The 24,015-nt window shown below is 61.8% G+C and carries 19 protein-coding genes; 11 read left to right on the top strand and 8 right to left on the bottom strand.

Annotated elements, in window-relative coordinates:
* Positions 1–106: 106 nt before the first annotated feature.
* Entirely contained in the window at positions 107–859 is a 753-nt protein-coding gene (locus HNQ65_RS04595; protein WP_184338291.1) for a pseudouridine synthase, read from the bottom strand.
* Positions 856–1,566 carry a M15 family metallopeptidase gene (locus tag HNQ65_RS04590; protein WP_184338290.1) on the bottom strand — a complete coding sequence of 237 codons (711 nt, stop codon included), beginning with the start codon at positions 1,564–1,566 and terminating at the stop codon, positions 856–858. The genes HNQ65_RS04595 and HNQ65_RS04590 overlap by 4 nt, the downstream gene beginning before the upstream one ends.
* 62 nt (positions 1,567–1,628) lie before the next feature.
* Between HNQ65_RS04590 and HNQ65_RS04585 the strand changes: the two genes are divergently transcribed.
* Both HNQ65_RS04585 and HNQ65_RS04580 read left to right on the top strand, forming a co-directional pair.
* On the top strand, positions 1,629–2,792 hold the full coding sequence (locus tag HNQ65_RS04585) for a prepilin peptidase (protein ID WP_184338289.1): 1,164 nt from the start codon (positions 1,629–1,631) through the stop codon (positions 2,790–2,792).
* A 615-nt stretch (positions 2,793–3,407) separates the two neighbouring features.
* Entirely contained in the window at positions 3,408–3,911 is a 504-nt protein-coding gene (locus tag HNQ65_RS04580; protein ID WP_184338288.1) for a hypothetical protein, read from the top strand.
* Between the two features lie 104 nt (positions 3,912–4,015).
* On the opposite strand, the gene HNQ65_RS04575 is transcribed toward HNQ65_RS04580, so the two are convergent.
* The 4 genes from HNQ65_RS04575 to HNQ65_RS04560 form a co-directional block, all read right to left on the bottom strand.
* A complete protein-coding gene (locus HNQ65_RS04575; RefSeq protein ID WP_184338287.1) occupies positions 4,016–5,650 on the bottom strand; it encodes an outer membrane protein assembly factor BamB family protein in 1,635 nt (544 codons plus the stop codon).
* A 41-nt stretch (positions 5,651–5,691) separates the two neighbouring features.
* Positions 5,692–7,980 carry an outer membrane protein assembly factor BamB family protein gene (locus tag HNQ65_RS04570; protein WP_184338286.1) on the bottom strand — a complete coding sequence of 763 codons (2,289 nt, stop codon included), beginning with the start codon at positions 7,978–7,980 and terminating at the stop codon, positions 5,692–5,694.
* A 307-nt stretch (positions 7,981–8,287) separates the two neighbouring features.
* Positions 8,288–8,860 (bottom strand): DUF4303 domain-containing protein, encoded by a 573-nt coding sequence (locus HNQ65_RS04565; RefSeq protein ID WP_184338285.1) that lies wholly within the window; start codon positions 8,858–8,860, stop codon positions 8,288–8,290.
* Between the two features lie 66 nt (positions 8,861–8,926).
* Positions 8,927–9,673 carry a glycosyltransferase family 2 protein gene (locus tag HNQ65_RS04560; protein ID WP_184338284.1) on the bottom strand — a complete coding sequence of 249 codons (747 nt, stop codon included), beginning with the start codon at positions 9,671–9,673 and terminating at the stop codon, positions 8,927–8,929.
* Positions 9,674–9,821: 148 nt separating this feature from the next.
* On the opposite strand from HNQ65_RS04560, the gene HNQ65_RS04555 reads away from it, so the two are divergent.
* The 9 genes from HNQ65_RS04555 (at position 9,822) to HNQ65_RS04515 (ending at position 21,632) form a co-directional block, all read left to right on the top strand.
* Positions 9,822–10,508, top strand: a complete 687-nt coding sequence (locus HNQ65_RS04555; RefSeq protein WP_184338283.1) for a PIG-L deacetylase family protein — start codon at positions 9,822–9,824, stop codon at positions 10,506–10,508.
* Positions 10,508–12,172 carry an ArnT family glycosyltransferase gene (locus HNQ65_RS04550; protein WP_184338282.1) on the top strand — a complete coding sequence of 555 codons (1,665 nt, stop codon included), beginning with the start codon at positions 10,508–10,510 and terminating at the stop codon, positions 12,170–12,172. The genes HNQ65_RS04555 and HNQ65_RS04550 overlap by 1 nt, the downstream gene beginning before the upstream one ends.
* Positions 12,173–12,649: 477 nt before the next feature.
* Complete coding sequence (locus tag HNQ65_RS04545) at positions 12,650–15,202, top strand: bifunctional serine/threonine-protein kinase/formylglycine-generating enzyme family protein (RefSeq protein ID WP_184338281.1); 2,553 nt, start codon at positions 12,650–12,652, stop codon at positions 15,200–15,202.
* A 15-nt stretch (positions 15,203–15,217) separates the two neighbouring features.
* Positions 15,218–15,769, top strand: a complete 552-nt coding sequence (locus HNQ65_RS04540; RefSeq protein ID WP_184338280.1) for an SMI1/KNR4 family protein — start codon at positions 15,218–15,220, stop codon at positions 15,767–15,769.
* A gap of 64 nt (positions 15,770–15,833) precedes the next feature.
* Positions 15,834–16,175: a hypothetical protein gene (locus HNQ65_RS04535; RefSeq protein ID WP_184338279.1), complete on the top strand. Its 342-nt coding sequence runs from the start codon at positions 15,834–15,836 to the stop codon at positions 16,173–16,175.
* A gap of 1,204 nt (positions 16,176–17,379) precedes the next feature.
* Positions 17,380–17,727, top strand: coding sequence for a helix-turn-helix domain-containing protein (locus HNQ65_RS04530; RefSeq protein ID WP_184338278.1), 348 nt, complete (start codon positions 17,380–17,382; stop codon positions 17,725–17,727).
* Positions 17,724–18,818 carry a hypothetical protein gene (locus HNQ65_RS04525; protein WP_184338277.1) on the top strand — a complete coding sequence of 365 codons (1,095 nt, stop codon included), beginning with the start codon at positions 17,724–17,726 and terminating at the stop codon, positions 18,816–18,818. The genes HNQ65_RS04530 and HNQ65_RS04525 overlap by 4 nt, the downstream gene beginning before the upstream one ends.
* Positions 18,815–20,860, top strand: a complete 2,046-nt coding sequence (locus HNQ65_RS04520; protein WP_184338276.1) for a DUF3987 domain-containing protein — start codon at positions 18,815–18,817, stop codon at positions 20,858–20,860. Before HNQ65_RS04525 ends, HNQ65_RS04520 begins: the two co-directional genes overlap by 4 nt.
* 391 nt (positions 20,861–21,251) lie before the next feature.
* Positions 21,252–21,632, top strand: a complete 381-nt coding sequence (locus HNQ65_RS04515) for a hypothetical protein (RefSeq protein WP_221306029.1) — start codon at positions 21,252–21,254, stop codon at positions 21,630–21,632.
* Between the two features lie 203 nt (positions 21,633–21,835).
* Here HNQ65_RS04515 and HNQ65_RS04510 read toward each other — a convergent pair whose 3' ends face one another.
* Together HNQ65_RS04510 and HNQ65_RS04505 are read right to left on the bottom strand one after the other, a co-directional pair.
* Complete coding sequence (locus tag HNQ65_RS04510; protein ID WP_184338274.1) at positions 21,836–22,768, bottom strand: DUF4928 family protein; 933 nt, start codon at positions 22,766–22,768, stop codon at positions 21,836–21,838.
* Entirely contained in the window at positions 22,765–23,949 is a 1,185-nt protein-coding gene (locus tag HNQ65_RS04505) for a DNA cytosine methyltransferase (protein ID WP_184338273.1), read from the bottom strand. Before HNQ65_RS04505 ends, HNQ65_RS04510 begins: the two co-directional genes overlap by 4 nt.
* Positions 23,950–24,015: the final 66 nt, after the last annotated feature.

Raw genomic sequence — 24,015 nt, 5'->3', positions numbered from 1 at the left:
CGCTCTCGCCAAGACCAGCGTTCTCGCATTGCCACACACACCGTGGGTTCACGTCCGGTGCCACCGCATCCTCCAACACCTCCGCACGCCGAAACAACACCTCTTTTCAGCAGCTGGCGATCTCAAACTCCTCCGGCAGCGGAGCCTCCCATGCTGAAGGAAAGCCTTCCACATTCAGTTCCAGCCTGGATGAATGCAGCGCCTGCCGGGGCAAAATCAGCCGCTGCTCCAGCGCCTCCGTCCACCCCGTCTCGATAAACTCCAGGTAGCAGCGGTCATCGCGGCCATACAGCTTGTCTCCCACGATGGGCAGGCCCAGGTGATGCAGATGCACGCGGATCTGGTGCATGCGTCCCGTTTCCGGCCGTGCCTCGATCAGCGCATGTTTCTCGCCCCTGCGCTCAAAACGCCGCAGCGTGCGGAAAGCGGTGAGGCAGGGCGTTCCTGCGGGGTGTACCCTCTGCTTCACCCAGATGTCGCTCGGCTGCACATCGCGCGCATTCAGGATGGGCGCGTCCAGCGTCAGCTCCTCCCACTCCGGCCAGCCGTGCACCAGCGCGGTGTAGGTCTTGTGGATGCGGCGCTCCTGCATGGCCATGCCAAACAGCCTCGCCAGCTCGTGGTTCTTCGCGATCAGCACCACGCCGCTCGTCTCGCGGTCCAGCCGGTTGATGATGGAAACCTGCCCGCCATTCGCGATCTCGTAGGAGAGCAGATCGCACACGCGGTGCCAGAGCGTGGGCGGCCCGTTGGGATCTCCGGGGTGGATCTGCAAAGGCGCAGGCTTGTTAACCACGATGTAGCCGTCCGCCTCGTCGAGGACGGTGAAGGTGGCGTTGTTCCGGATGCTCGCGGTCACGGGGCAGGGGTCATGAGGGGAAGGCCCAGCTTCTGTGCAAACACCACGGGCTGCGGATCGGTGATGTAGTCGGCGTCGTCAAAATGCCACCACTCCGACTCCAGCTGGGTAAAGCCCGCCTCCTTCATCGCCGCATTCAGGATCTGCAGATTTTGCCGCACCAGCGGATCGCTGCCCTGGTAGTGGATGCCTGCGTGGGCAAAGTCCTGGTCAAAGCCCGTGGGCATGCGCTGCAGCCGCCCTTTCGCATCCACCAGCGTCAGATCCACGGCGATCCCGCCGCAGTGCCGGCTCCAGCCGGAGTTGGGGGAAAGGTACATGCCTGTGCTGCCGGCGGCCTTGTGCAGCACCTCCTGCGCCTCGGGCGGGCGGTAGGCGTCCCAGATGCAGAGGCCGTAGCCCTGCGCCCGCAGCAGCTCCTGCGCTTTTTTGAGCTTTGCCGCCGTCTCCGTGCGCAGCAGGCAGGGCATGCGTGCGGGGTAGATGGGCCGCGCGGTCACGTTGTCGGCCGTGCCGTACTTCATGTCGATCACGATGCCGGGCACCGCCTGGCGCACATCCACCAGGCTGCGCTTCTGCGCCTGCTTCATCACCTGGGCGGAGGGGTTCAGGCCGCTGCCGGGCCGTGACTGGGTGCAGGCCAGGCCCATGAAGGCGGGGGCCAGAAGGAGGATGAGACGCAGTCGCTGCCGGGAATCTGAAGTCATGCCGAGTTTTTGCTTCCGTATTCACGCACGGCAGGCCAAGTTTGCAAACACAGCCACTTTTCATGCGCTTTCAAATCCTCAACACCCTGCTGCACTGCCTGGCCTTTTACATGGGGGCGGGCATCGGCTCCTTCCTCAATGTGGTCATCTACCGCCTGCCGCTGGGCATCTCGGTGAACAATCCGCGCCGCAGCTTCTGCCCCTCCTGCAAATACAAGATCCCCATGTGGCAGAACATCCCGCTGCTGAGCTGGCTGCTGCTGCGCGGCCAGTGCGCCAACTGCGGCGGCAAGATCTCCATCCGCTACTTCCTCGTGGAGCTGCTCACCGGCGTGATGTTTTACCTCGTCTTTCTCAAGGTCACTGCCGAGTACTCCGTCGGGGGAAATCCCTGGCCCTACCTCCAGGCCTGGGGGCCGCAGGTGCTCTGCCTCTGGCTCTTCATGAGCCTGCTCATCTCCGGTACCTTCATCGACATCGACCACTTCATTCTCCCGCACACCATCACCATCGGCGGTGCGGTGGCCGGCGTGCTCTGCGCCTGGGGCGTGCCTGCCCTGGTGGCGGAGACCGAGCACACGCGCGGGCTGCTCATCTCCCTGGCCAGCGCCGGGCTCGGCTTTGGCGGCCTCTGGGCTGTGGTGGAGCTGGGAAAGCTGGCCTTTGGCCGCAAGAAGTACGTCTTTGTCAAAGAAGAGAGCTGGGAGGTCACCCAGCCCGATGAAAACGAGCCCCCCGTCGTCGTCTTTGCCGAGCACCGCTACGACTGGCAGGACCTCTTCATGCGCGCCTCCGACCGCATGGTCATCTCCTGCACCAGCCTGCAGGTGAATGACCGCAGCTTTGGCGCGGTGACCGCCGAGCTGTGGATGGAAAAGCTCAAGGTGCGCGAAGGCACCGAACTGCACGAGATCCCGCTGGAGGGCGTCTCCAAGCTCAAGGCCATGGCCACCCAGGTGGTCATTCCCCGCGAAGCCATGGGCTTTGGCGATGTGCTCTTTCTCATGATGATCGGGGCCTTCACCGGCTGGCAGGCCGTGCTCTTCACCATTCTGGCCGCCTCCGTCATCGGCACCGTCTTTGCTGTGATCCACCGCATCACCGGCAAAGCCGAATGGGGTGCCAAGATCCCCTTCGGTCCCTACCTCGCCCTCGGCGCCGCCATCTGGGTCTTCTACGGCCCGCAGTTCGTGGACTGGTACTTCAGCAAGGTGATGTGGCGCTGAGGCAGTTGATACCCTGATCTGCTAAGATCGGGTCTGACAGCCCGGCATAAGCCGGAAGGGGCTCTTGATCCGCGCCCATTGGGTGTGTTTGTGGAATGAAGTGGCGCGGGAGAGTGGGGCGTGATGGTCTAGCCATTCGCCAAACTCTTTCCGTTTGAGCGGACTCTCGTGGCGAGAAATTCATGGGCTCCGACGGCGGCTGGCTGGGGACAGCCAGCCCTACCTGCGCTGGGCATGCGCGCGCCCGGCGCGAGGTAGGGAGGCTTGTCCTCAAGCCTCCGCCGGGTGTCTCCACGTATCCTTTTCGGAAATCTGTTTTGCCATAGGCTATAACGCGAAGGCGCTGGTCTTTGCGTGCACGTGAGGGATCGGGACGACCCCACTCCGCCAGAGGCTTCGCCCCAGCGTCGGAGGGGGATCATCTTGATCCCCGCACAGGGCGCTTGTTTATGGAGTGGCGAGGTGGCGGCCTGTGAAAGGTTGGCTTCTACCTCTGCACGAACTCGTTTTCAATGATTGCGCCTTCAAACATCAATCATCCTTTCTCAGGGAAGGCGCTTTTGATGATCAAGCAGCGAGTGGAATTGTCTGACACCTCGCGTAGTCTTTTGCGATATGTGTGCTGATAAGGCAAAAGACGCATGGATTGCTGAGCACTTGTGCGACTCTTACTCCTGGTATCCTGAAAGGATCGGCAGGAAGCATCTTCTTTTTGCGCGGCCAGCAAGTGAGACATTGCTGGGCATGGCCGTGGACCCGGCACCTCGGCTCCCGAACTGGACCTGCCTGCCAGGTAAGACTCCCTCCCAAAGTTTTTTTGAGCATCTCCGCCCCTGCATCTCGCAGGATGCCAGTTACGCCTATTTCACCTTTCCGGATGGCGCGTGGATTGAGCTTCACGGTCACCATCCGTTGACTCCCGAAATGTGGTCTCCGTTGTTGCTGCGCTTTTTTCAAGAGATCCCGGTGGAACAAGGCGGGCCGCAGATGCTGGCTGTTTTGATCCGCAATAAACGCGGTGCCATCATCTTCAGCGTCTTTGACGAATTTGAAATCGCCTTCTACGGACCTGACGACTTGTGGACTGAAATCGAGGCTGCGTTGTACAGGTCTCTGTGAAGTCTGTGGTTCATGCTTCCGGATCCTGGGTTCATCCTTCATCATGAAAAAAGGCGGACCGTTTCCGGCCCGCCTTTGGGGATGAACTTTCTCTGACCTTCCGCTTACTTCGCCTCGGGCGTCTTGGCGCCTTCTTTGAAGCAGTAGAGGTGGGTGTGGGTGGTCACGTAGAGGGCGCCGTTGGCGGCCACGACGGAGCTGAGCAGAGGGGAGGGGAACTCGATGGTGCCGAGTTCCTTGAGCTCCTTGCCTTCAGCGAGGATGAAGAGCTCGCCTTCTTCGTTGCCGATCCACACTTTGCCGTCAGCCACCAGCGGGCTGGCCCAGATGTGGCCTTTGGTGTCGAACTTCCAGTATTCCTTGCCGGTCTTGGCGTCGAGGCAGAACACGCGGCCGGTGTAGTCAGCCGCATAGACGAGGCCGTCTTTCACCGCAGGGGTGGAGATGGTGCGCTCGATGCCTTTGAAGGTCCAGAGGGCCTTGCCGGTGAGATCGCCTTTGCCCTTGGGGTCGATGCAGCTCAGGCAGCCGACGCCTTCGCCGTGCTCGGGGTCCTGGCCGATGTTCACATACACCAGTCCATCAGCGATGGTGGGGGTGGCGATGATCTCGCTGGGGCCGTCGTATTCGACGTACTTGATGGGCTCGCCAGCGGAGTTCTTGCGATACTCGGGCGGGTTGGCGTCATAGCGCCAGTTTTCGTTCAGGATGTCCAGGCCTTCAGCGTCCTTGTGGGTTTCCGGGGCCATGGAGTACACCCAGCCGTCGCCAGCAGCGAAGACGATCTGCTTCTTGCCGTCCACGTCCACGGAGTTGGGGGAGGACCAGGAGCAGTGCAGCACGCGCTCGGAGGCCACGTGGTCCATTTCGCCGAGGAGGGTGCCGTTCTCAGCGTCCAGCATGATGAAGCTGGGGGAGTTCGGGGCGGGGATGTTGGTGTGGGTCCAGTCCACGCCGTTGCAGGTGGGGACGAAGACCTTGCCATCGATCACCAGCGGGTAGCCGGCGGTGGCGTTGTGCTGGAAGACGCCGAGTTCTTTGTACATGTCATACACCCAGAGGATGTCGGCATCGGTGTCGCCAGGGGTGAGGGGGGCGGTGGGCTTGCCGTCTTTGTCCAGAGGGGCCATGAAGGCGCCTTCGTCCTGCATGCCCTGGTTGCCGTTGGACATGCCTTTGACGTCCAGGCAGACGATCTGGCAGCGGTTGCTGGGCACGTAGGCCTTGTCACCGACGACGGTGGGGCTGGCGCAGATGCCGAGGTATTCCCAGTCATTCACCTTGCCGCTGCCCATCTTGGGGGAGACGAGCTGCCATTTGAACTGGCCGGTGTACTCGTCAAAGACCATCATGATGCCGCGGTCGCCCACGCTCTTGGGGTCGCGGGGCGACTCATTGTTGGTGCCCACAAAGACCTGGCCGTTGGCGATCATCGGCGTGCCGTAGGTCTGGGAGCCCAGCTTGGCCACCCAGAGGCAGTTCTTGGTGGTGCTCATGTCGATGTCCTCGGCGCCGGGGGCCTTGTTGGCGTCCTGGGCGTTGGGGCGGAGGCGTCCGGCTTCCTTTGGCGCGGCCTTGGGACCGTATTTCTTGCCGGGGTTGAAGTCGGTGGGCAGTCCTTTTTCGTCAGACACCATGTTGCGGGTGTTGCCGCCACCCCACTGGGTGTAGTCGGCGGCGTTCAGGGCTGCTGTGGCAGCCAGAGCCGCAGCGAGGATGGGTGTGAGTTTCGTTCTCATGTATGACGTTGAAATCAGTTGGGTTTAGAAAGGGCGGCAGATCAGTTCGGGGTGACGCTCAGGTTGTCCAGATAGACGCGCTTCTGGTTCATCGGGGTCAGGGCGAAAATGCCAGGGGAGCCGTTCTTGTGGGCGCGGGGCACCTTCACTTCGATGGTCCAGGCGGCAGGCTCGGGCTGGGCTTTGTCCCAGATCTTGGCCATGATGACACCGCTGCCGTCCTTGGCCACGTCCACCTTGGTCTTCAGGGTGTACCAGGTGTTGGCCACGACCTTGAAGGGCACTTCCTGCTTGAGGCGCTCGGGGTTGGAGCTGACCTCCAGCTTGCCTGCATTGCCACGGACGCAGATAAGGTAGCGCTGGTTGATGAGGCCGATGTCGGACTTGGAGCGGGCGCTGCCGTCCGTCATCACGTCTGCCTGCATGGTGTAGTTGGTGAGGTTGGACGGGGCCAGGAACACCGTGCCACGCTGGAAGAGCAGGCGGTCAAAGGTCTTGGCGAAGACCTTGTTGCCAGGAGCGCCGACGACTTCGCGGACGTCGAATTTGAAGCGTGCGCCGATCCAGGGAAGGGGAGGATAGGCAAACATGATCTTCTCCGTGGGCTGCTCGTCCTTGAGCTCGTAGCCGTCAAAGTTTTCCACCAGCGGCAGGTTGCGCAGGGCGCGGCCGCGGATGGTACCAAAGGTGCCGTCCGGAGCGGTGGCCTTGAAGGCACCGGCGCTGGACTTGGCGTCAGGAGCCACCACGAGCTCGCCTGCGTCGTTGAATTTGCCGTCCATCGTGGCTTTCACCTTGGCGGTCGGGGGGATGAAGCTTTCCCACTTCACGCCTTTGACGTCCGGATTCACCAGGAAGCCGTTGGCGTCCACGCTGCGCACGCGGAAGGACTGCTTGTGGCCGGTCATGATCACGGTTTCAGCAGGGATGATCTGCAACGCCACGGCCTTGCCGGCCTTGGGCATTTCCACTTTGGGAGCGGCGTCCGTCTTGATGCCCTTGTTCGGGATCGGGAAGGCGTAGAAGGCTTCTGTGGTGGTCACATAGAGGGTGCCATCACATACGGTGGGTGCGCCTAGGCACTGGATGTTTTCGCCGAGCTTGATCTCCTGCACCACTTCACCGGACTTCTCGCCGGGCTTTACCACCACCAGCTTGCCGTCCAGCAGGGGGCAGTAGAGCAGGCCGTCCACGTAGAGGGGGGATGAGTGCAGATTGGCATTGCTGAGCTTAAGCTTCCAGAGGTCGGTGCCGGTGTTGGCGTCGATGGCGTAGAGCTCGGCACCGTCGGTGAGCTGATAGATCACATCGCCCACGAGAACGGGGGAGCTGCTGGTGGCGCCGATGGGGTTGCGCCAGACTTCAGCGCTGGGCTCCAGCGTGGTGGCTTCGAGAGCGGGCGGCACCGGGGCGGTGAGCTTCTCGGGGAGCTTGATGCAGACCATGCGGCCCTTCTCGGAGTTATCCACGTTCTCATCTCCGTGGATGGCGATGAGGTTGCCCTTGTGCAGGACCACGGAGGGGTTCACGCCGTTTTTGCAGATGGGCATCTTCCAGTAGGGCTTGCCGTTGTGCGTGTTCACGCAGACGATGTGGCCGCAGCCGGTGGTGAAGTAGGCCACGCGCTTGCCGTCGCGAGTTTCCAGCACGGGGGTGGAGAAGGAGCTGTCCACGGGCGGGCTCACGCCGGGGAGGGTCCACCAGGCCAGCTCGCCGGTCTTTTTGTCAAAGCCGTAAACGCGGTCGGCGGCAGGGCCGTCGGCACCCCAGTTGGAGAAGATGAAGTGGATGATGACGAACTCGCCCTCGATCACCGGGCTGCCCACGCGGGAGTTCGGGAAGGTCATGCGGCCAAAGTCTTCCATCAGCGGAATCTCGAAGACCTTGGTGCCGTCCAGCTCATAGCAGAGAAAATTGCCCGCATTGCTGGTCAGGTAGATGCGCTTGGTCTCAGGATCGACGGTGGGGGCACCGATGGAGTAGCGGTTGTAGATGGAGTCGCTGAGGTAGTCGGGGATCTCATGCTGCCAGAGGATCTTGCCGGTCTTGGCGTCCAGGCAGGTCAGCAGCTCAATGAGGTCGGAGGTTTCACCTTTGTAGCCCCAGAGGATGACCTTGCCATCCACCACCACGGGCGTGCCACGGCTGCGGATGGGGGCTGTCCAGGCGGGCTTGTCGGCCAGCTTTCCGGCCTTGGTGTAGTGCTCCAGGCTCACGCCGTTTTGGAGCGGGCCGCGCCAGTTGGTCCAGTCATTCGCCTGGGAGATTCCGGTCAGGGCCAGCGTGGCGGCCAGCAGGCGGCCATAGGAGGGGCGGGGTCGGTGGTGCATGGAGTGGGGAAGAGGATGGTCAATGAAACATCGTGAGCACGCGCCGCGCTTCAATGCGATTTTGAGAGCTTTCGCAAGGGAGGCAGAGCATGCGCTGTTGGGGGGATAAGGCGAACGCCGCAGGGCTGCGGCATCTTGCACACCTACGCCCGCAAACTCCCGGGCGAGTGTAGAATAATATTTGCTAACATGGGCAAATAAAAGGGGGCTACGAAGGTGAAACCACACTGCCTAGGGCCGGTGGGCTGCTCAAATGTCCGTGCTGCATGACATGGCCTGCGGGGAATACGCCACGCGAGTTCCGGCCTCAGTCTTCTGCGGCGCAATTCCAGTGCAGATACTTTGAAGCCACCTCGGGCGGATTCAGGGTCGTGACCCATTGATTCACCAGTGTATGGGGTAGGTCTCCTGTGAGGATGAGAGTCAGGCTGTCCCGAGGTACGGCTGCGCCAAAAAAGCCCTCGGCCTCGGCGCGCTTAAAGCCGTTCAGGATGGCTGGCCAGAGCAATTCAAGATCTCCGTCGAAATCATCCGCTTCCAGCATTTGCTCAAAGTTGGTGCTGAGGAGTTCGTTCACCTGCTGAAAGGCTTCTTGGTCCACAGTGGGAAAGAAGCCCCAGTCACCATAGGACCAGCGCATGCCGCTGCGCGTGCTGGTGCAGCCATATTTGGGATCCACCGTGGTCTGGTAGCGCTGCACGGTGGCTGTCAGAGCCTCCTCAGTATTGGCGACGGGGTAGAGGAACTGCAGGCCGTCGTCTGTGAACAGCCCAAAGACATAGACCTTCTGACCGCCGGTGGCGGAGATGAGGGTGGTGAAAGCCGTTTTAATGCTGTGGTAAACAAGCTCCTCAAGATGGGCAGGCTGAATGCGCTTCATGTCGGGCAAGAGATGAGGGGCGGGATGTGCCTGAGAAAAGAAGTTCCAGGAGGGCGGCCCCTCAGCTCAAAGCTCCGTAGCCTTGGAGGGGCTGAGCGGAGCCGCCGGGAAGGTGCCGGACTGTTTCTGCCAGCGGCGCATCAGTTTGATGAACTTGATGGTGTCCTGCACGGGGCGGATCTTGGTCTTCTCAGCCCCGTAGATGGTGCTCACGGGCACGCTCTGGATGGTGAATCCGGCGCGGCTGGCCAGCAGGAGCATCTCGGTTTCAAAGTCAAAGTGGTCGCTGCTGCCCATGATGTACGTCACGAGGGAGGAGCGCACCAGGCGGAAGCCGCACTGGGTGTCCGGGATGCCGACGCCGCAGGCATTGCTGATGATGCGGGACATCAGGCTGTTCACAAAGCGGCGCACAAGGGGCATGCCCTTGACGTTTTCAAAGCGGTTTCCCAGCACCACATGGGCGGCTCCAGCGCGGGCCACGGCGGTGAAGCGGGCGATCTCCTCCGGCGCATGCTGGCCGTCGCCGTCCAGGAGCATGATGTAGTCGTAGCCGCGCTCGGCCAGGGTCTTCATGCCGGTCTTCATGGCGGCGCCCTTGCCCTGGTTCACCGTGTGTACGATGACCTCGGCCCCGGCCTGGCGGGCCAGTTCGGCGGTGTTGTCCGGGGAGCCGTCGTCCACCACCAGCGTCAGGTCCACCTGGGGAAGAGTGCGCGTGACCACATCGGCGATGGCGGCGGCTTCACGGTAGGCCGGAATGAGCGCGGCGATCTTGCACGGTGGGTTGGTGGTCGGGCTGGCGGCCTGCATGGAAATAAAGGGCTGGCAATCTTCCACGGTTTCCGGCAGGCTGTCCAACTCGAAAATCTGCCGACCAACAATTCATCTGGCGCGTGGAACGAAGCCGGTTTAGGGAAGGCCCTTTTCCGCCTTTCTCCCTTTGCCCGAATCTCCTAAAATGCCTGCCTCCACCACGCTTACTGCCCAGGATCGCGTGCTGGTTTTTGCCCCTCATCCGGACGATGAGGCCCTGGGCTGCGGGGGGCTCATTCAGCATGCGGTGGCCGCCGGGGCACAGGTGCGGGTGATCTTCCAAACGGACGGGGACAACAACCCCTGGCCGCAGCGCTACGTGGAGCAGCGCTGGAGCATCGATGACGACTGCCGCAGGCGCTGGGGTGCCCGGCGCAGGCAGGAGGCGCTGCGCTCCGTGCAGACGCTGGGCCTGCGGGCAGAGGACGCCATTTTCTACGGCCTGCCGGATCAGGGCCTGACACGCCTCTGGATGCAGCAGGATGCGCGCACGCTGGACCTGCATGTGGCGGATCTGCAAAACTTCCGCCCCACCCTGCTGGTGGTGCCCTCCCAGGATGACAACCACCCCGACCATGGCGGCTCCTACGAGCTGGTGCAGGAGGCGCGGAAACGTGCCGGCCTGACTGCCGTGCGGCAGTGGGATTACCTGATCCACCGCCGCTGGTTCTGCCCGGAGGCCTCCGGCCTGACCCTGAACCTGACCCTCCAGCAAAAAGCCCGCAAGCTGGCGGCCATCGAGTGCCACGAGACGCAGCTCTACCTCAGCAGCACCCGCTTCTGCGCCTACGCGCGCGATGAAGAGATTTTCATTCCCAACCCATACGCCTGATGAACCTACGCGCCCAGTTCTTCACCCTCATCGCCCTCTGCTCCGTCCTTTTCTGGCTGCGGCTGGGGCATCTGCCGCTGATCGACCCGGACGAGCCCTTCTACGCCGAGACGACCAAAGAAATGGTGGAGCGCAATGAGTGGCTGACGCCCACGATCTTTGGCGAGCGGCAGTTTGAAAAGCCCATCTTCTTCTACTGGCAGTCCATGCTGGCGTGGAAGATCTTTGGCGGTGGCAACTTTGCCGCCCGCGCTCCCTCCGCCGCAGCGGCCACGCTGCTGGTGCTGCTGACGTGGTGGTTCGGCCGCCGGATGTTCTCCGCACGGGCGGGCTTCTGTGCCGCCGTGGTGCTGGCTTCTGGCGTGGAGTACTGCGTGATGTCCCGCCTCATGCTCACCGACATCTGTCTGGCCCTGTGCATCAGCGCCTCCGTCTTCTGCCTGTGGCTGGCCATTAATGAGGAGGACAAGCGGGACAAGTGGCTGATCCTGCACTTTGTGGCCTCCGCCTTTGCCATGCTGACCAAGGGCCCCGTGGGCATCCTGGTGCCCACCCTGGGCTCCATCTGCTACCTGTGGCTGACCAAGACGCGCTCCCCCTGGCGTGGCAAGGGGCTGGTGCTGGGCCTGCTGGCCTGGGTGGTCATCGCCGTGCCATGGTATGCCACCATGTTTGCCAAATACGGCATGGAGTACTGGCACCGCTTCTTTGTGCATGAAAACTGGGAGCGCCTGACCAGCGCCGAGCACAAGCACAGCAACCACTGGTGGTACTACATCATGATCCTGGTGGCCGGCAGCCTGCCGTGGATCCCGCTGCTCATCTCCGCCATCGTGCGCACCGTCAAGGAGACCAAGACCGACCGCCGCATCCTCTTCCTGGTGTGCTGGTTTGTGCCGAATCTGATCTTCTTCACCATCTGCAACAGCAAGCTGCCCACCTACACCTTCTTCCTGTTTGTGACGCTGGCGCTCATCTGCGGCCATCTGCTGGACCAGTGGATCGGCGGCGGCTTCCGCACCAAAGGGGAGCGCATCCTGGCCTCCTCCCTCTCCGTGCTGCAGGTGGTGCTGGTGCTGCTGGCGGCTAGCATCATCACCCTGATGCTGCCGAAGGACAGCAACCTCTTCATCAAGGATCTCACGCCGCTGATCTTTGTGCTGGTGGCCTTCATCGCCGTGCCGATGTTCTTCATGCTCAAGCAGCGCTTTGTCGCTTGGGCGGCCAGCACCGTGGGTGTCACCGTGGTGATCATCCTCATGATGCAGTATGGCGTGGACGACAAGGTGCGCCTCTACTCCTCCACCGAAGGCATCGCCGCCGAGGCCATGAAGCAGCGCCTGCCCGGGGAGCCCATCATCACCTCCAGCTTCATCGCCCGTGCGGTGACGTACTACACCGGCAGCATGCCGCAGGGGGTCATCTTCTTCCCCTCCACCGCCGAGCAGGTGCAGCCCTACTTCACCCCGCACCCGCCGCTGCACATGCTGCGCGGAGCCGCCGGGGCCAAGGAGTTTGCCAGCAAGTACCCCAGCGTGCTCTGCGTCTTCCTGAACCGCGACGTGAGGCACTGCGAAGCAGATCAATCCCCCCTCAAAGGCCGCATGGAAACCCTGGCCACCATGGGCGAGCGCGTGCTGCTGCGCATCAAGACGGCGCCGTGAGGCGGCGGGCGCGAGCCTGAGTCGTCCTCGATCATTGCGTGCCGCAAGCCTGCGCGGTTTGCGATGGTTTGCCGTGGTTGGCCGGAAACGGCCCGTGCATTCGCAGCTCAGATCTTCCTCTTTTTCCTACTCACTCCTCCTCCCTTTCCGAGAGGAAGAGGAGGAGTAGGAGGAAGAGAAGGATGACCGGCTATCAATGCGAGTGGGTTTCTAGCAGGCACAGGGCTCCGAAGGCGGAGGGCTGGGGACAGCCCTCCCTACCTTCTCGCGCTGGGCGCTCGCAGGCCCGGCGCAGGTAGGGCGGCTGGTCCTCCAGCCGCCGTGGTCTGTGGCGGTGAGAAGATCCAGATCATTCGCAGCTCAGATCTTCCTCTTTCTTCTACTCACTCCTCCTCCCTTTCCGAGAGGACGAGGAAGATTCTTGTCCCCTTGACCTCCGTCTCCCACTGCGGTGTAATCAGGCACTCCAGCTAGCCCATGCAGCCCAAGCCACGCACAGCGCCTGATATCCGAGATCACGAGACGCTTCGCATCATCGGGCGCGGGGCTTTTGGGGAGGTGTGGATGGCGCGCAGCGTCACCGGCATGCTGCGTGCGGTGAAGGTGGTGTGGCGGGAGGACTATGACCGGCCGGACTCCTTTGAGCGCGAGTTTGAGGCCATCAAGCGCTTTGAGCCCATCTCCCGCCGGCACGAGGCGCTGGTGCCCATCCTGCAGGTGGGCCGCAATGACCAGGAGGGCTTTTATTACTATGTGATGGAGCTGGCCGATGACCTGGAAAAGGGCCGCGACATCCAGGCCGATTCCTACCAGCCGCACACCCTGGGCCTGCAGATGAAGCGGGACAAATGCGTGCGCGCCGAGCAGTGCATCCAGTTTGGCGTCACGATCGCCGAGGGGCTGGACTACCTGCACCGCAGCAAGCTCATCCACCGCGACGTCAAACCCTCCAACCTCATCTTCATCGACGGCGTGTGCCGTCTGGCGGACATCGGGTTGGTGGCCCTGCTGGGGCAGCGCAGCTTTGTGGGCACGGAGGGCTTTGTGGCTCCGGAGGGGCCGGGCACGGCGGCGTCTGACATCTTCTCTCTCGGCATGGTGCTGTATGAGGCCAGCACGGGCAAGGACCGGCTGGATTTCCCGGATCTGCCCTCGTGCACGGAGACGGGCTCCGCGCTGGAGTCCTGGCGCAGGCTGCAGGATGTGGTGTGCACCGCCTGCGCGCCGCAGGCCCGGGGCCGCTTTATCAGCGCACGGGAGATGGCGCTGGCGCTGCGCGGCCAGCCGCTGCCGTCTTCCCGCCGGGTGCTGTGGACGTGGGCGGCCATCGGCTCGGTGGCGCTGCTGCTGGCGGTGGGCTTTGGCATGTGGCTGGCGCAGAACCGCCGCGCCCGCACGCTGGTGGCCATGAGCAATACGGTGCCGCATCTCAAGATCATCACCCAGCCCGCCGGGGCAACCGTCTTTGCCGGGGAGGACCAGCTCGGCGTCACCCCGCTGGAGCTCAACCCTGCCGAGGGCGTGCCCGTCATCTACCAGCTCCGCCTGCCGGGTTACAAGCAGGTGGAGATCGAGCACCGCGCCTCGGATGAAAAGTCGGCCGTCTTTGACCTGAAGCTGGAGCCCTCCCGCCTGCCGCAGAAGGGGGAGCGCTGGCTCAACAGCCTCGGCATGGTCTTCAAGCCCGGCGCGGGCGGCCACATCAGCGCCGAGCCCGTGGAGATGAAGTATTTCAAGCGATTCCTCGAAGCCACCGGCCGCTCCTTTGAGGGCAAGGTGGTGCGCTATCAGCGCGGCAAGGACCAGGAGAGCGCGTATCTCGTCGTGGTGCCGGATGGCGATGCCGAGGCCTTCCGCTACTGGCTCACAGATCGCGACCGCAGCGAGGCCTACCTGAGCCAGGAGCACCACTACGAGGTGGAGCCCTTCTACTTTGTGGAAAGCGGCCAGCCCTCTCCCGATGACATGCCCGATGCCAAGGACACGGACCGGGGCGACCAGGCCGAGGACAAAAACTGGCGCGCCTTTCACCTGCGTGTGGAGCGCCAGACCTACGGCAGCGTCATCGTGCAGAGCCAGCCGGAAAAGGTGCGCGTGTATCAGCATGATGAGTTTCTGGGCGAGACACCGCTGGAGCTGCCGCGCGTGCGCACCGGGCCGGTGGAGTTTGAGCTGCGGGAGGAGGGCTTTGCCGATGTGGTGCTGGAGGGCGAGGTGCGGGAAGGGGAGCAGTCAGAGCTCTTTGCCGACATGCAGACGCGCAAGGCCGTGACCTTTGGCCGCCAGTGGAAGGCCAACAGCCTGGGCATGAACCTGGTGCCGCTGGGAGACGTGATGTTTTCCGCCTGGGAGACCCGCCACCGCGACTACATGGAGTACTGCAAGGCCACCCAGGCCCGCCGCCCCATGCGGCTGGACGCCGGCAACAAAGGCGGCGCAGGCACCGTGCCCGTGGTGGGCGTGGACCGCACCGAGGCGCGCGCCTTCTGCGCCTGGCTGACCGAGCGCGAGCGCAATGCCGGACTCATCGGCCCCAAGGACCTCTACCGCCTGCCCACCGACGAGGAATGGAGCCGCGCCGTGGGCCTGCCGCTGGAGCGCGGCACCACCCCCGAGGAGCGCAACAGCCGCATCCGTGGCATCTACCCCTGGGGCTTTGACTGGCCGCCGCCCGAAGACGTGGAAAACCTGGCCGACATGAACGCTGCGCGCAAAGCCAGCCTGGAAAACACCATCCCCGGCTACGAGGATAAATTCCCCTTCCTGGCCCCTGTGGCCGCCCTGCGTGCCAATGAGCGCGGCATCTACGGCCTGGGCGGCAACGTCTCCGAATGGGTGGACACCGACTACGCCCCCACGCCCCCCGCCAAGCCGGACGAGCCCGCCCGCCCCGTGCTGGGCACCACCCGTGGCGGCAACTGGCGCTCTTCCACCCAGGAAGAGCTCCTCTCCTCCGCCCGCACCCCCGTCCCCTCCGACGCCCGCCGCAACACCCTCGGCTTCCGCGTGGTGCTGGCGCATGGGAAGTAGAGGGGGGCGGAATCAATGACGACTATTTCTGAAATCATCGCACAAGTTGGGCAAGAGCACGGCTGTGTTATAGAGCCTCCTTCTGGTCTGCCGTCGCTGCCTCAGGGCTTGCTACTACCGCCTGATCTTCATGAATTTTACTCGCTGTGTGGCGGGATGGATCTGTTTCCAGAGGAAGACTGGGGCTGGCGCATTGTTGCTCCTTCAGAATTTCTGCGGGCGGATCATGTCATCTTGGAGGGGGCCTATCAGGACCACCCGGAGGATTTTGACGGCACAGTATCTGAGGGGTTATACGTCATCGCCGTGAGAGGATGTGGTCCCGATTACATTAGCATAGACACTCACCCAGCGAGGCTTGGACGCTGTTTTGACAGCTATAGTGGTGACCACGCCACAGGGAGCAGCCGGGTCGTTGCATTAAACTTTACTGAAATGCTGCAAAAACTTTTTGAGAATCGGCAAGGTGTCTCTTTCTGGGACAATGCGTTCTATGGCTACTTTGGGTGGCCTGATGAGAGGCTGAAACTCCAAGCTAGACCTTCTCTCAAGGTGGATTTGCCCTGATAGGAACCTGTAGTGATCACGCTGCTATAGAAACCTGATTCTCCGGCGGCCAGCCCCACTTTTCATGAGCGTTCGCTATCTGTTAAAAATTGAAACTGACAATGTGCCTTCTCTGGAAGGGGCAATAGGCATGCTGTCGATGGCACCGCATGATCAACCCTGGACTTTCTGGATTGATGGAGGCCAGCTTTGTGCCGGAGAGTCGGGCATCGGGCATCTGCTGATGAAAATCGAAGGGAAAAGAGACCGCATGGCCGTGGTGGTGGATGATCTGGATCATGCCATCAGCCTGTGGGTTTTGTACGAGTATGACCAGCAGTGCAATCTGGAGTTTTCTCCAGAGGATCTGAACCGGCTGGCCGCCAGCAAAGCGGTGCTTTGCGTCTCATGCTGGCAGGCTGCATAGAGCAACACCCGCGGCTTCCGCGTGGTGCTGGCGCATGGGAAGTGAGTCTTTGGAGCACGGGCCTCCGAGCCCGCAGCACTCCGCAGGAGCAATGCCACGCTATTTGGAGTGCGGTCGCGGAGGGAGGAACGACCGCAGCTACCGCTTTCCGGAGGCGGGACGGCTGTCGCATACCACAAGATACCCTCAGGCAGCATCTCTGCGTCTCCCGCGAGGTTAATGGCATCCGCGTGCCAATCAGCCCCCGCAGACCACGAGACGCCCGAAAGCGGTAGCTCCGATGCAGGCCTGCGCCTCGCATCTGCGCGACCGCACTCCAAATAGCGCCGCAGCACGCGCAGTGAATTTGGAGTGCGGTCGCGGAGGGAGGGACGACCGCAGCTACCGCTTTCCGCAGGCGGGACGGCTGGCTGATACCACAAGATACCCTCAGGCAGCATCTCTCCGTCTCCCGCGAGGTTTATGGCACCCGCGTGCCAATCAGCCCCCGCAGACCACGAGACGCCCGAAAGCGGTAGCTCCGATGCAGGCTTGCGCCTCGCATCTGCGCGACCGCACTCCAAATAGCGCCGCAGCACGCGCAGTGAATTTGGAGTGCGGTCGCGGAGGGAGGCACGACCGCAGCTACCGCTTTCCGGAGGCGGGACGGCTGTCGCATACCATAAGATACCCTCAGGCAGCATCTCTGCGTCTCCCGCGAGGTTTATGGCATCCGCGTGCCAATCAGCCCCCGCAGACCACGAGACGCCCGAAAGCGGTAGCTCCGATGCAGGCCTGCGCCTCGCATCTGCGCGACCGCATTGATTGATTCGCTGCGCTCACCCTACGGGCTCCTTTCAGTCGTCTGTCTCCGCTTCGCTTCGGTTCCAAATGCGCCCTTGCGCTTTCCAGTCCTGTCATGAAAAATCACTTTATACCACGAATGCATTTGACTTTCCTCAAAGTGATCCCAACCGGCCTTGTGTTCCTGATGCTGCTGGTGTGGAGAACACGGCCGCCGAAGGGATGACAGCGGAGCGGCAGTGAAGAACTCGGCGACGCAACCGATGGATGCAGGCGGCACCGGACCCGTACAGGCCCGCCCCGCCTGCCAGGAGAGTCCGTGAAACACACACGCACCACGCCGCGCCTCCGTGCGCACAAAGTGCTGTATTATACCATTAGATACCAAAACAAAGCATCAAATAAAAGTCATATGAAACCAATGGAAGACAACACTACCACAGGCAGCGCCAGCCCCGGTGCCGCCCACACATCCGCAGCACGGCCTCCCGAAAAGCTGCTCACTGCACAGAGGCTGGCGCGCATCCTGGGCCTCTCCCGCCGGGAGGTGGAAAAATGGACGCGTAAAAAGATCCTGCCCACGGTCAAGGTGGGCCGCTGCCGACGCTATGAGCCTGCCAGGGTGCTCGTGGCGCTGGAGCAGTATGAAAAGGTGGTGGCCGCCGACCGGGAGGAGAGCCTGGTGCTGGCTTACAGGCGTCATGGCTACAGCTCTGTTTTTGGGGCTCTGATGTGCTTCCGCTGGTACTGTGGGGAGGACCGCTCATGAAGACGGTGCTCGAGCGCGCCAGCGCCTATCTCTCCCGCATGCCGGTGTCCGTCTCCGGGCAGGGCGGGCACACCGCCGCCTTCAGCGCCGCCGTGGCGCTGGTGCGCGGCTTTGACCTCCCGGAGCAGGAGGCGCTGCCTCTGCTCTGCCGCTGGAATGAGGGCTGCCGGCCGCCCTGGCGGGAAAACGTGCTGCGCCAAAAGCTGCGCAGCGCCGCCACCACTGCCACCCGCCCGGCGGGTTACCTGCTGGAGGCACCACCGCCCTCCCGAAACGGGAAATCTTTCTCCTTCTCTTCCTCCCGGTCTGCAAATCGTGGGCCGCAGGGCGGGCAGGGGACACAGGGGGCCGAAAGATCGCATACAGCCTGCTCTTCCTCCTTGAGCAGCGCCTCACCCCAAAGCCACACGCCGCCTCCGGCCGCCCCACCGGCGGAGGATCGCGCCTGGTTGCGGGCGTCTTGGCCGGAGTTTCATCCGCTTTCGCGTGAAGACATCCTGGCGGTGTCAAAGCTGCGCGGCCTGCTGCCCGATGCGGTGGACCTCGCGCACAGGCACGGCTTTCTGCGCATCGCGCAGGTGCAGGATCAGCGCTGCCTCGTCATCACCGAGGGGACCTTTGCGCAGGTGCGCCGCCTGGATGGCGGGGCGCTGCACAATGCCGCCGGGGACCGCATCAAAGCGCGGAATCTGAGCGGATCTCAGGGGGCCTTCATCGGTCAGGGCTGGCTGGGGGACACGACGCACGTGCTACTGGTGGAGGGCGCGGTGGGCCTGATCGAGGGGCTGGCTGCGATGCTGCTGGTGGACACGCCGCACGCCTGGAGCGTGCTGGCCGCCACCAGCGCCAGCTCCCGCTTTGCGCGGGATCCGGGGCTCATGCAGCGCCTGCACGGGCGGCAGGTGCATGTGGTGCCGGACAACGATGCCTCGGGCCGCGATGCCGCCGCCTCCTGGCTGGCCGACCTGCAGGCCGCAGGCGTCTGCGCCACCGCGCACATGCTGCCCGCCCCCTGCAAAGACCTCGGAGATGTCTTCCATCTCCCCAAAACCGAACGCACCCAGATCCTCAACAACCTCTTCCTGCCATGAAATCACGCCCATCCTCACCCAGAACATTCAAGACCAACGATGCCATGAAATACCAGAACTACACACCTGATACCACCAAAGACCTCTTTTCCATAAAGCCCGCACCTGCACCTGCAGCGGCGGCTTCGGCTGCATCCGCTGCTTCATCCCCGGCTGTGCCGGATGAGACAGCGGCCTCCGCCTCCAGTGCGGCACCGCCTCCGGCCCACACGCCGGAGACTGCGCCCGTCACCCACTCGGCCGACACCGCCGCGCTGATGGCCCTGCCCGCCTTCCGCCCCTCCGCCGACTGGTCCCACCTGCGCGCCCGCCCTGCCGCCGCGCCCCATGCTGATGGAGAAACTTCCGCAACTTCTCCAACTTCTCCAACTTCTCCGGGGGGATGTACGCATACACAGACTGTCGGTGGAGAAACTTCTCCAACTTCTCCAATTTCTCCGCAGGGGTGTACACACGCAGTGCAGGTAGGGCGGCTGGTCCCCCAGCCGCCGCTGCCCAGCGCAGGATGCACGCCCTCGGTAGAAAGCCCGGTGCAGGTCACCAGCGGAGAAACTTCTCCAATTTCTCCAACTTCTCCGCAGGGGTATGCACACGCAGCGCAGGTAGGGCGGCTGGTCCCCCAGCCGCCGCTGCCCAGCGCAGGATGTACGCCCTCGGTAGAAAGCCCGGTGCAGGTCACCAGCGGAGAAACTTCTCCAACTTCTCCAACTTCTCCAACTTCTCCGCAGGGGTATGCACACCCGCCGCCAGCCAGCGACGAGCCCTCCCTCATTCCCACGGATGGAAAAATGCGCGAGCATCCCATCCCAGAGGATTCCATCCTGGCAGACTATCGAGATTTTGTGCGCCAGGTGTCAGAGCTGCCAGATGGCCTCATCATCGCACCAGTGCTGGCACTGTGCGGCAGGCTGCTCACGCCACACGTCACGCTGGACTTTGGCGGCACCAAGCCGCTGACGATCTACAACTTCGTCACCACACCTTCTGGCCTGCGCAAGAGCACCACCTTTGCTCCGGCGGAAAAGATCGCGCGCAAGATCCTGATGGACTGCGATCTCCTCTACGGCAATGCCAGTGACTCTGCGCTGTTTGACAGCTTTGAGGTGCAGCCGCACCGGTTGCAGTTTGAGGATGAGGGAAACACCATCCTGCGCACCTGGGAGACCAGCTCACATGGGCGCGAAGTTTCAGCAAGATACCTGAAACTCTACGATGGCGCACCGTGGTCACAGAACTACCTGCGCGAGCGCAAGCTGCACGATGAAGGCAGCGCCGAGCGCAGCATCTCGCAGGCCACGCTGAGCCTGTGCATTGGCAGCACCTTTGGGGTGGCACGGCTGGACCAGCTGGAGGCTGGCAGCGGCCTGCGGCGGCGCTTTGGCTTCTACCTCTCCAGCCACCGGGAGCGCTATCTCGACTGGCCGGAAACCCTCAACGGCCCCGAGATCGCCCACCTGGCGGGCCTGTTTGAGGAGCTGACCCACCTCAAGGGCGTGGTCGGCCGGCAGAGCTTTACGCCGGAGGCCTGGGAGTACTGGCGCGGCCTGCAGCAGCGCAACCGCAGGCGCTGCGAGAGCATACCAGGATATACCGATAAAGAGGAGAGTCTGCTATCCAGCCTGAATGAGAGCCCCGCCCGCTGTCTCAAGCTGGCCGTCATCTTCCAGGCCTGCCGGTGGGCCAGGGACAACCGTGTGGACCCCTACACCATCACCGCAGACGTGCTGGCGTTGGCAGAGGCACACCAAAATGCCTGCCTCGACTCGCTGGTGGAGCTGGAGGCCACCAGCGGCCGCTGTGAGGTGGAGGACACCGCCGAGTGGCTGCTGGCGCAGATCAGCGGAGACCACCCAGGGCAGAGGAGCGCTGACATCGTCCGCAGCGATCTCACCCGCCGCTACGCCCTTCATGGCGGCCGCCGTGGCGCCCTCACCGCCTCCCGCCTCTACGGCGAGATCCTTCCCCGTCTCATCGAGAAAGGCCAGTGCTGCATCCGCTCCAAAGTGGGCAAGCGCATCACCTACACCTTCACCTGGGACTGATGCCAGGCCCGCACGCACCGCAGGTCGCGGTGCGTGTGCATACCCCTGCGGAGAAGTTGGAGAAATTGGAGAAGTTTCTCCGATAGCCCACGCCAAGGTGTGCATACCCCTGCGGAGAAATTGGAGAAGTTGGAGAAGTTTCTCCGATAGCCCATGCCTCGATGTGCATACCCCTGCGGAGAAATTGGAGAAGATGGAGAAGTTTCTCTGGAAAGGGGGGACGGTGTGGTTGCCTCTCGAAGCAGCAATCGGGCTCCAGAGCGTGGTGCTGTCTCGCGTGCGGTACCGCGAATGATGGTGGGGGAATTGTTTTTACGTTAAATAGGCCTGTGGCCGGTGCCTTCTGCTTGACGTTTTTTGAGGTGCTCGGTACAAACAGCGGCCTATGCTTTTGAAATTCATTCCCCTGTTTTCTCTCGCCGCCCTTACGCTTTGCCTCTGCCAGTGCGCCGTGCCTGCGGGCAAGGATGGCAGCGCCTCCGCGCCCTCTGGCTCCTCCTCTGGAGATGGTACGATCAAGCCCGGCATGACGAAGGCCCAGGTCATCGAGCTCTGGGGAGAGCCAGACGAGAAAAAGACCATCGCCAGCGGCGAGCTCTGGCGCTGGGCCCAGCAGGGCTGGAAGCGCCATGTGCCCGTGTATGGCACCTGGGCCAAGGTCGAGGAGCACGTCGTGCGCTTCGGAGCTGACGGCAAGGTCGTGGGCGCAGGCACGGAAGACTACGGCAATGCCTTCCAGGAAGGCTGGCGCCGCTCCTACGGTCCCCGCTGAGCAGGAAGCACCCGTTGTGGGTAGGGAGGGCTGTCCCCAGCCCTCCGCACGGGGGATGGAGGGGGAGAAGGTGGCACGTGAAAGCGGAGTCTCCCCCCCCTCAATGATCCGCAATCGCCACGGGCTTGTAGCCGCCCTTGGACTTGAACCAGAGGAACATGCCGAGGTAGCAGACGAGCATGAAGCTGGGGAGGATGGCGTTTTTACAAGCGAATGCGCAAAACTGGATCGGTTTCACATTCTGCAACGATCTCGTTGTAGCGGGTTAAAATGCTGACAAGGGTGGTCTTGCATTCAACGGCCTTGAACAGGCTGCGTTCATAGACGTTTGCCGTGAGAAATTGGGCGGCATCAATCACGTCAATACGGTCTTTCCATTCGGTGTTTTTGAGCAGGTATGCTGCTCCTTCAACTCCGTCAGCAAGCGTTACGATCAGCGGCTTTAGTCCCGTTCTGAGATTGGCGGCTGCCTTCCTAATCAGTGCTTCTGAAGGGTGCGTTGTTACATGGATTGCCACTTCATTGACTTGAAAATCAGCGGCTCTGTCTGTGGAGTGGTCTGCGACAGAAAACCCGTGGTGTGAGACGGCTCCCTGTCCCAAGACGATGTCCAGCTTGGCTCCAACCATATGCTGAAGCATGGCTCCGACAAAGTTCGCCCCGCCTGAATTCTTCTGAATCTCCATCGCCTGAACAAAAATGTCGGCAAGATTGGCGGCGACTGACTTGCTGGTGTCAAAATTGAACTTGGGGCCTTCGCTGGCCAGGTATAACTTTACCTTCTCGATCCACCAGTTCATGGCTATGTCCAAGTCAATATCTCTCAGCTTTGCATGCAGCTCGTTGAGTGTTTTGACATAACTTTCCATCAATCCAAGGCTGCCTCGGCTTGTTCTACCACCTTCTTCAGCCAGGACTTTTGTGATGCCGTAGTCGGCAAGTATATTTTGTACGGCTGCCTTCCCAAGGCCAGCAACCTGTCCACCCTCTTCTGTTCGCAGAGATTCAGGGGCGATGGGAAGGCCTCTTTCTTGCGCTGTTTTGGTGATAACCAAGCCGACGCATAATCCACCTTTGTTCAGGAATTTGCGCTGGCCTGATGCGAGCTGCTCCAATGTGCTGACAAGTTCACTCATGCTTTCGATTTCGTTATCCGTCGTCCTGCGGCAGTGTAATGGACTTGTTTTCTGGCTGATGGCAAAGGCATTGGGGTATGCATCATTTCGTCCAGCAACGGATTGAGGTAATTGCTGGCAATCCACTGCACGGCTGGAACGCAGACGGCATCCCCAAAGCCGAAAAGCGCCTGATTGAGCGGGACATTTATCTTGTAGCCATTAGCACCCATGAGGCGTGCGCACTCAAGAGGTGTGAGAAGCCTTACCCGATACTGACCTTTTCCTGCACAGAATAAAATTTGACGGCCGCTTCCGCCGCGAGGCGTTCTAAGGCAGCCTGCTATGCCATCGGTGCGAAGTTCACCCATGGATCGCCCATTTCGCACACGTCTGAAGACTGTGCCATATGAAAGCTTTGAGCCAGCAATCATACGCTTTGCCTCCGCGAGATGCTTGTCGCTCATCTGATTCAGAAGGTATTCGCAGCGCTCCTTTGACCACCATAATTCCGAGTTGAGGGGCACATCCTCGATAATATCTGCCAGATGGTTGTTTGCTGGTGGAAGTGATGGCAAGCTTCGAACTGACCAGCCGATGTCAGGGTTCATAAAAATGAAGTCAGCTAGGGCAGGAGGACGTACATCACTTTGCAGCAGTGCTAAGGAGGCTTCCTGGACTCTTGTGGCTTTTGCTTTGCTGCCAACAACAAACAGACGTACGCGACTCTGTGGCACGAACCTCACTGCGTCCAGAATGAAAGCATCAACTGCGTATCCCAAATCATTTAAGGCCAGCAGCGCATCGCGGAAGTCATTGCCATTGTTTGACGTCAAGAATCCTGCAACATTCTCCAAAAGCACCAGGGGTGGGCGACGTTTACCCATGCCCTTGATTGATGCAATAAAGCCCCAAAAAGCCGAGGAGTTGCTTCCAGCAAGACCGTGTCTGGCTCCTGCCAATGACAGATCGTTACAGGGAAACGAGGCGGTTGCCAATTCAATGTCCGGAATGTCTTTGCTGTCGATTTTATGCACATCCTCAAGCACAAATTCGCAATCTTTGTTGCTGAAGTTGTGTTCGTACATTTCCTGCTTCTTTTCATCAAGATCATTCGCCCAGACTGTGGTCCAGCCTTCCCTGTCCAGCCCCATCCTCATGAGCCCTATTCCGGCAAAAAATTCAGCAACGCGTTTCGGCATGCGGCGATCCTGATGCAGGATGCGGCATGTGACAACATCTGATCTTGAATGCCGCTATGAAGAAGC

Source organism: Prosthecobacter vanneervenii, assembly GCF_014203095.1.
Lineage (GTDB): Bacteria > Verrucomicrobiota > Verrucomicrobiia > Verrucomicrobiales > Verrucomicrobiaceae > Prosthecobacter > Prosthecobacter vanneervenii.
Note: the sequence above shows the minus strand (reverse complement) of the source record. Positions and strands in the feature narration are given on the sequence as shown.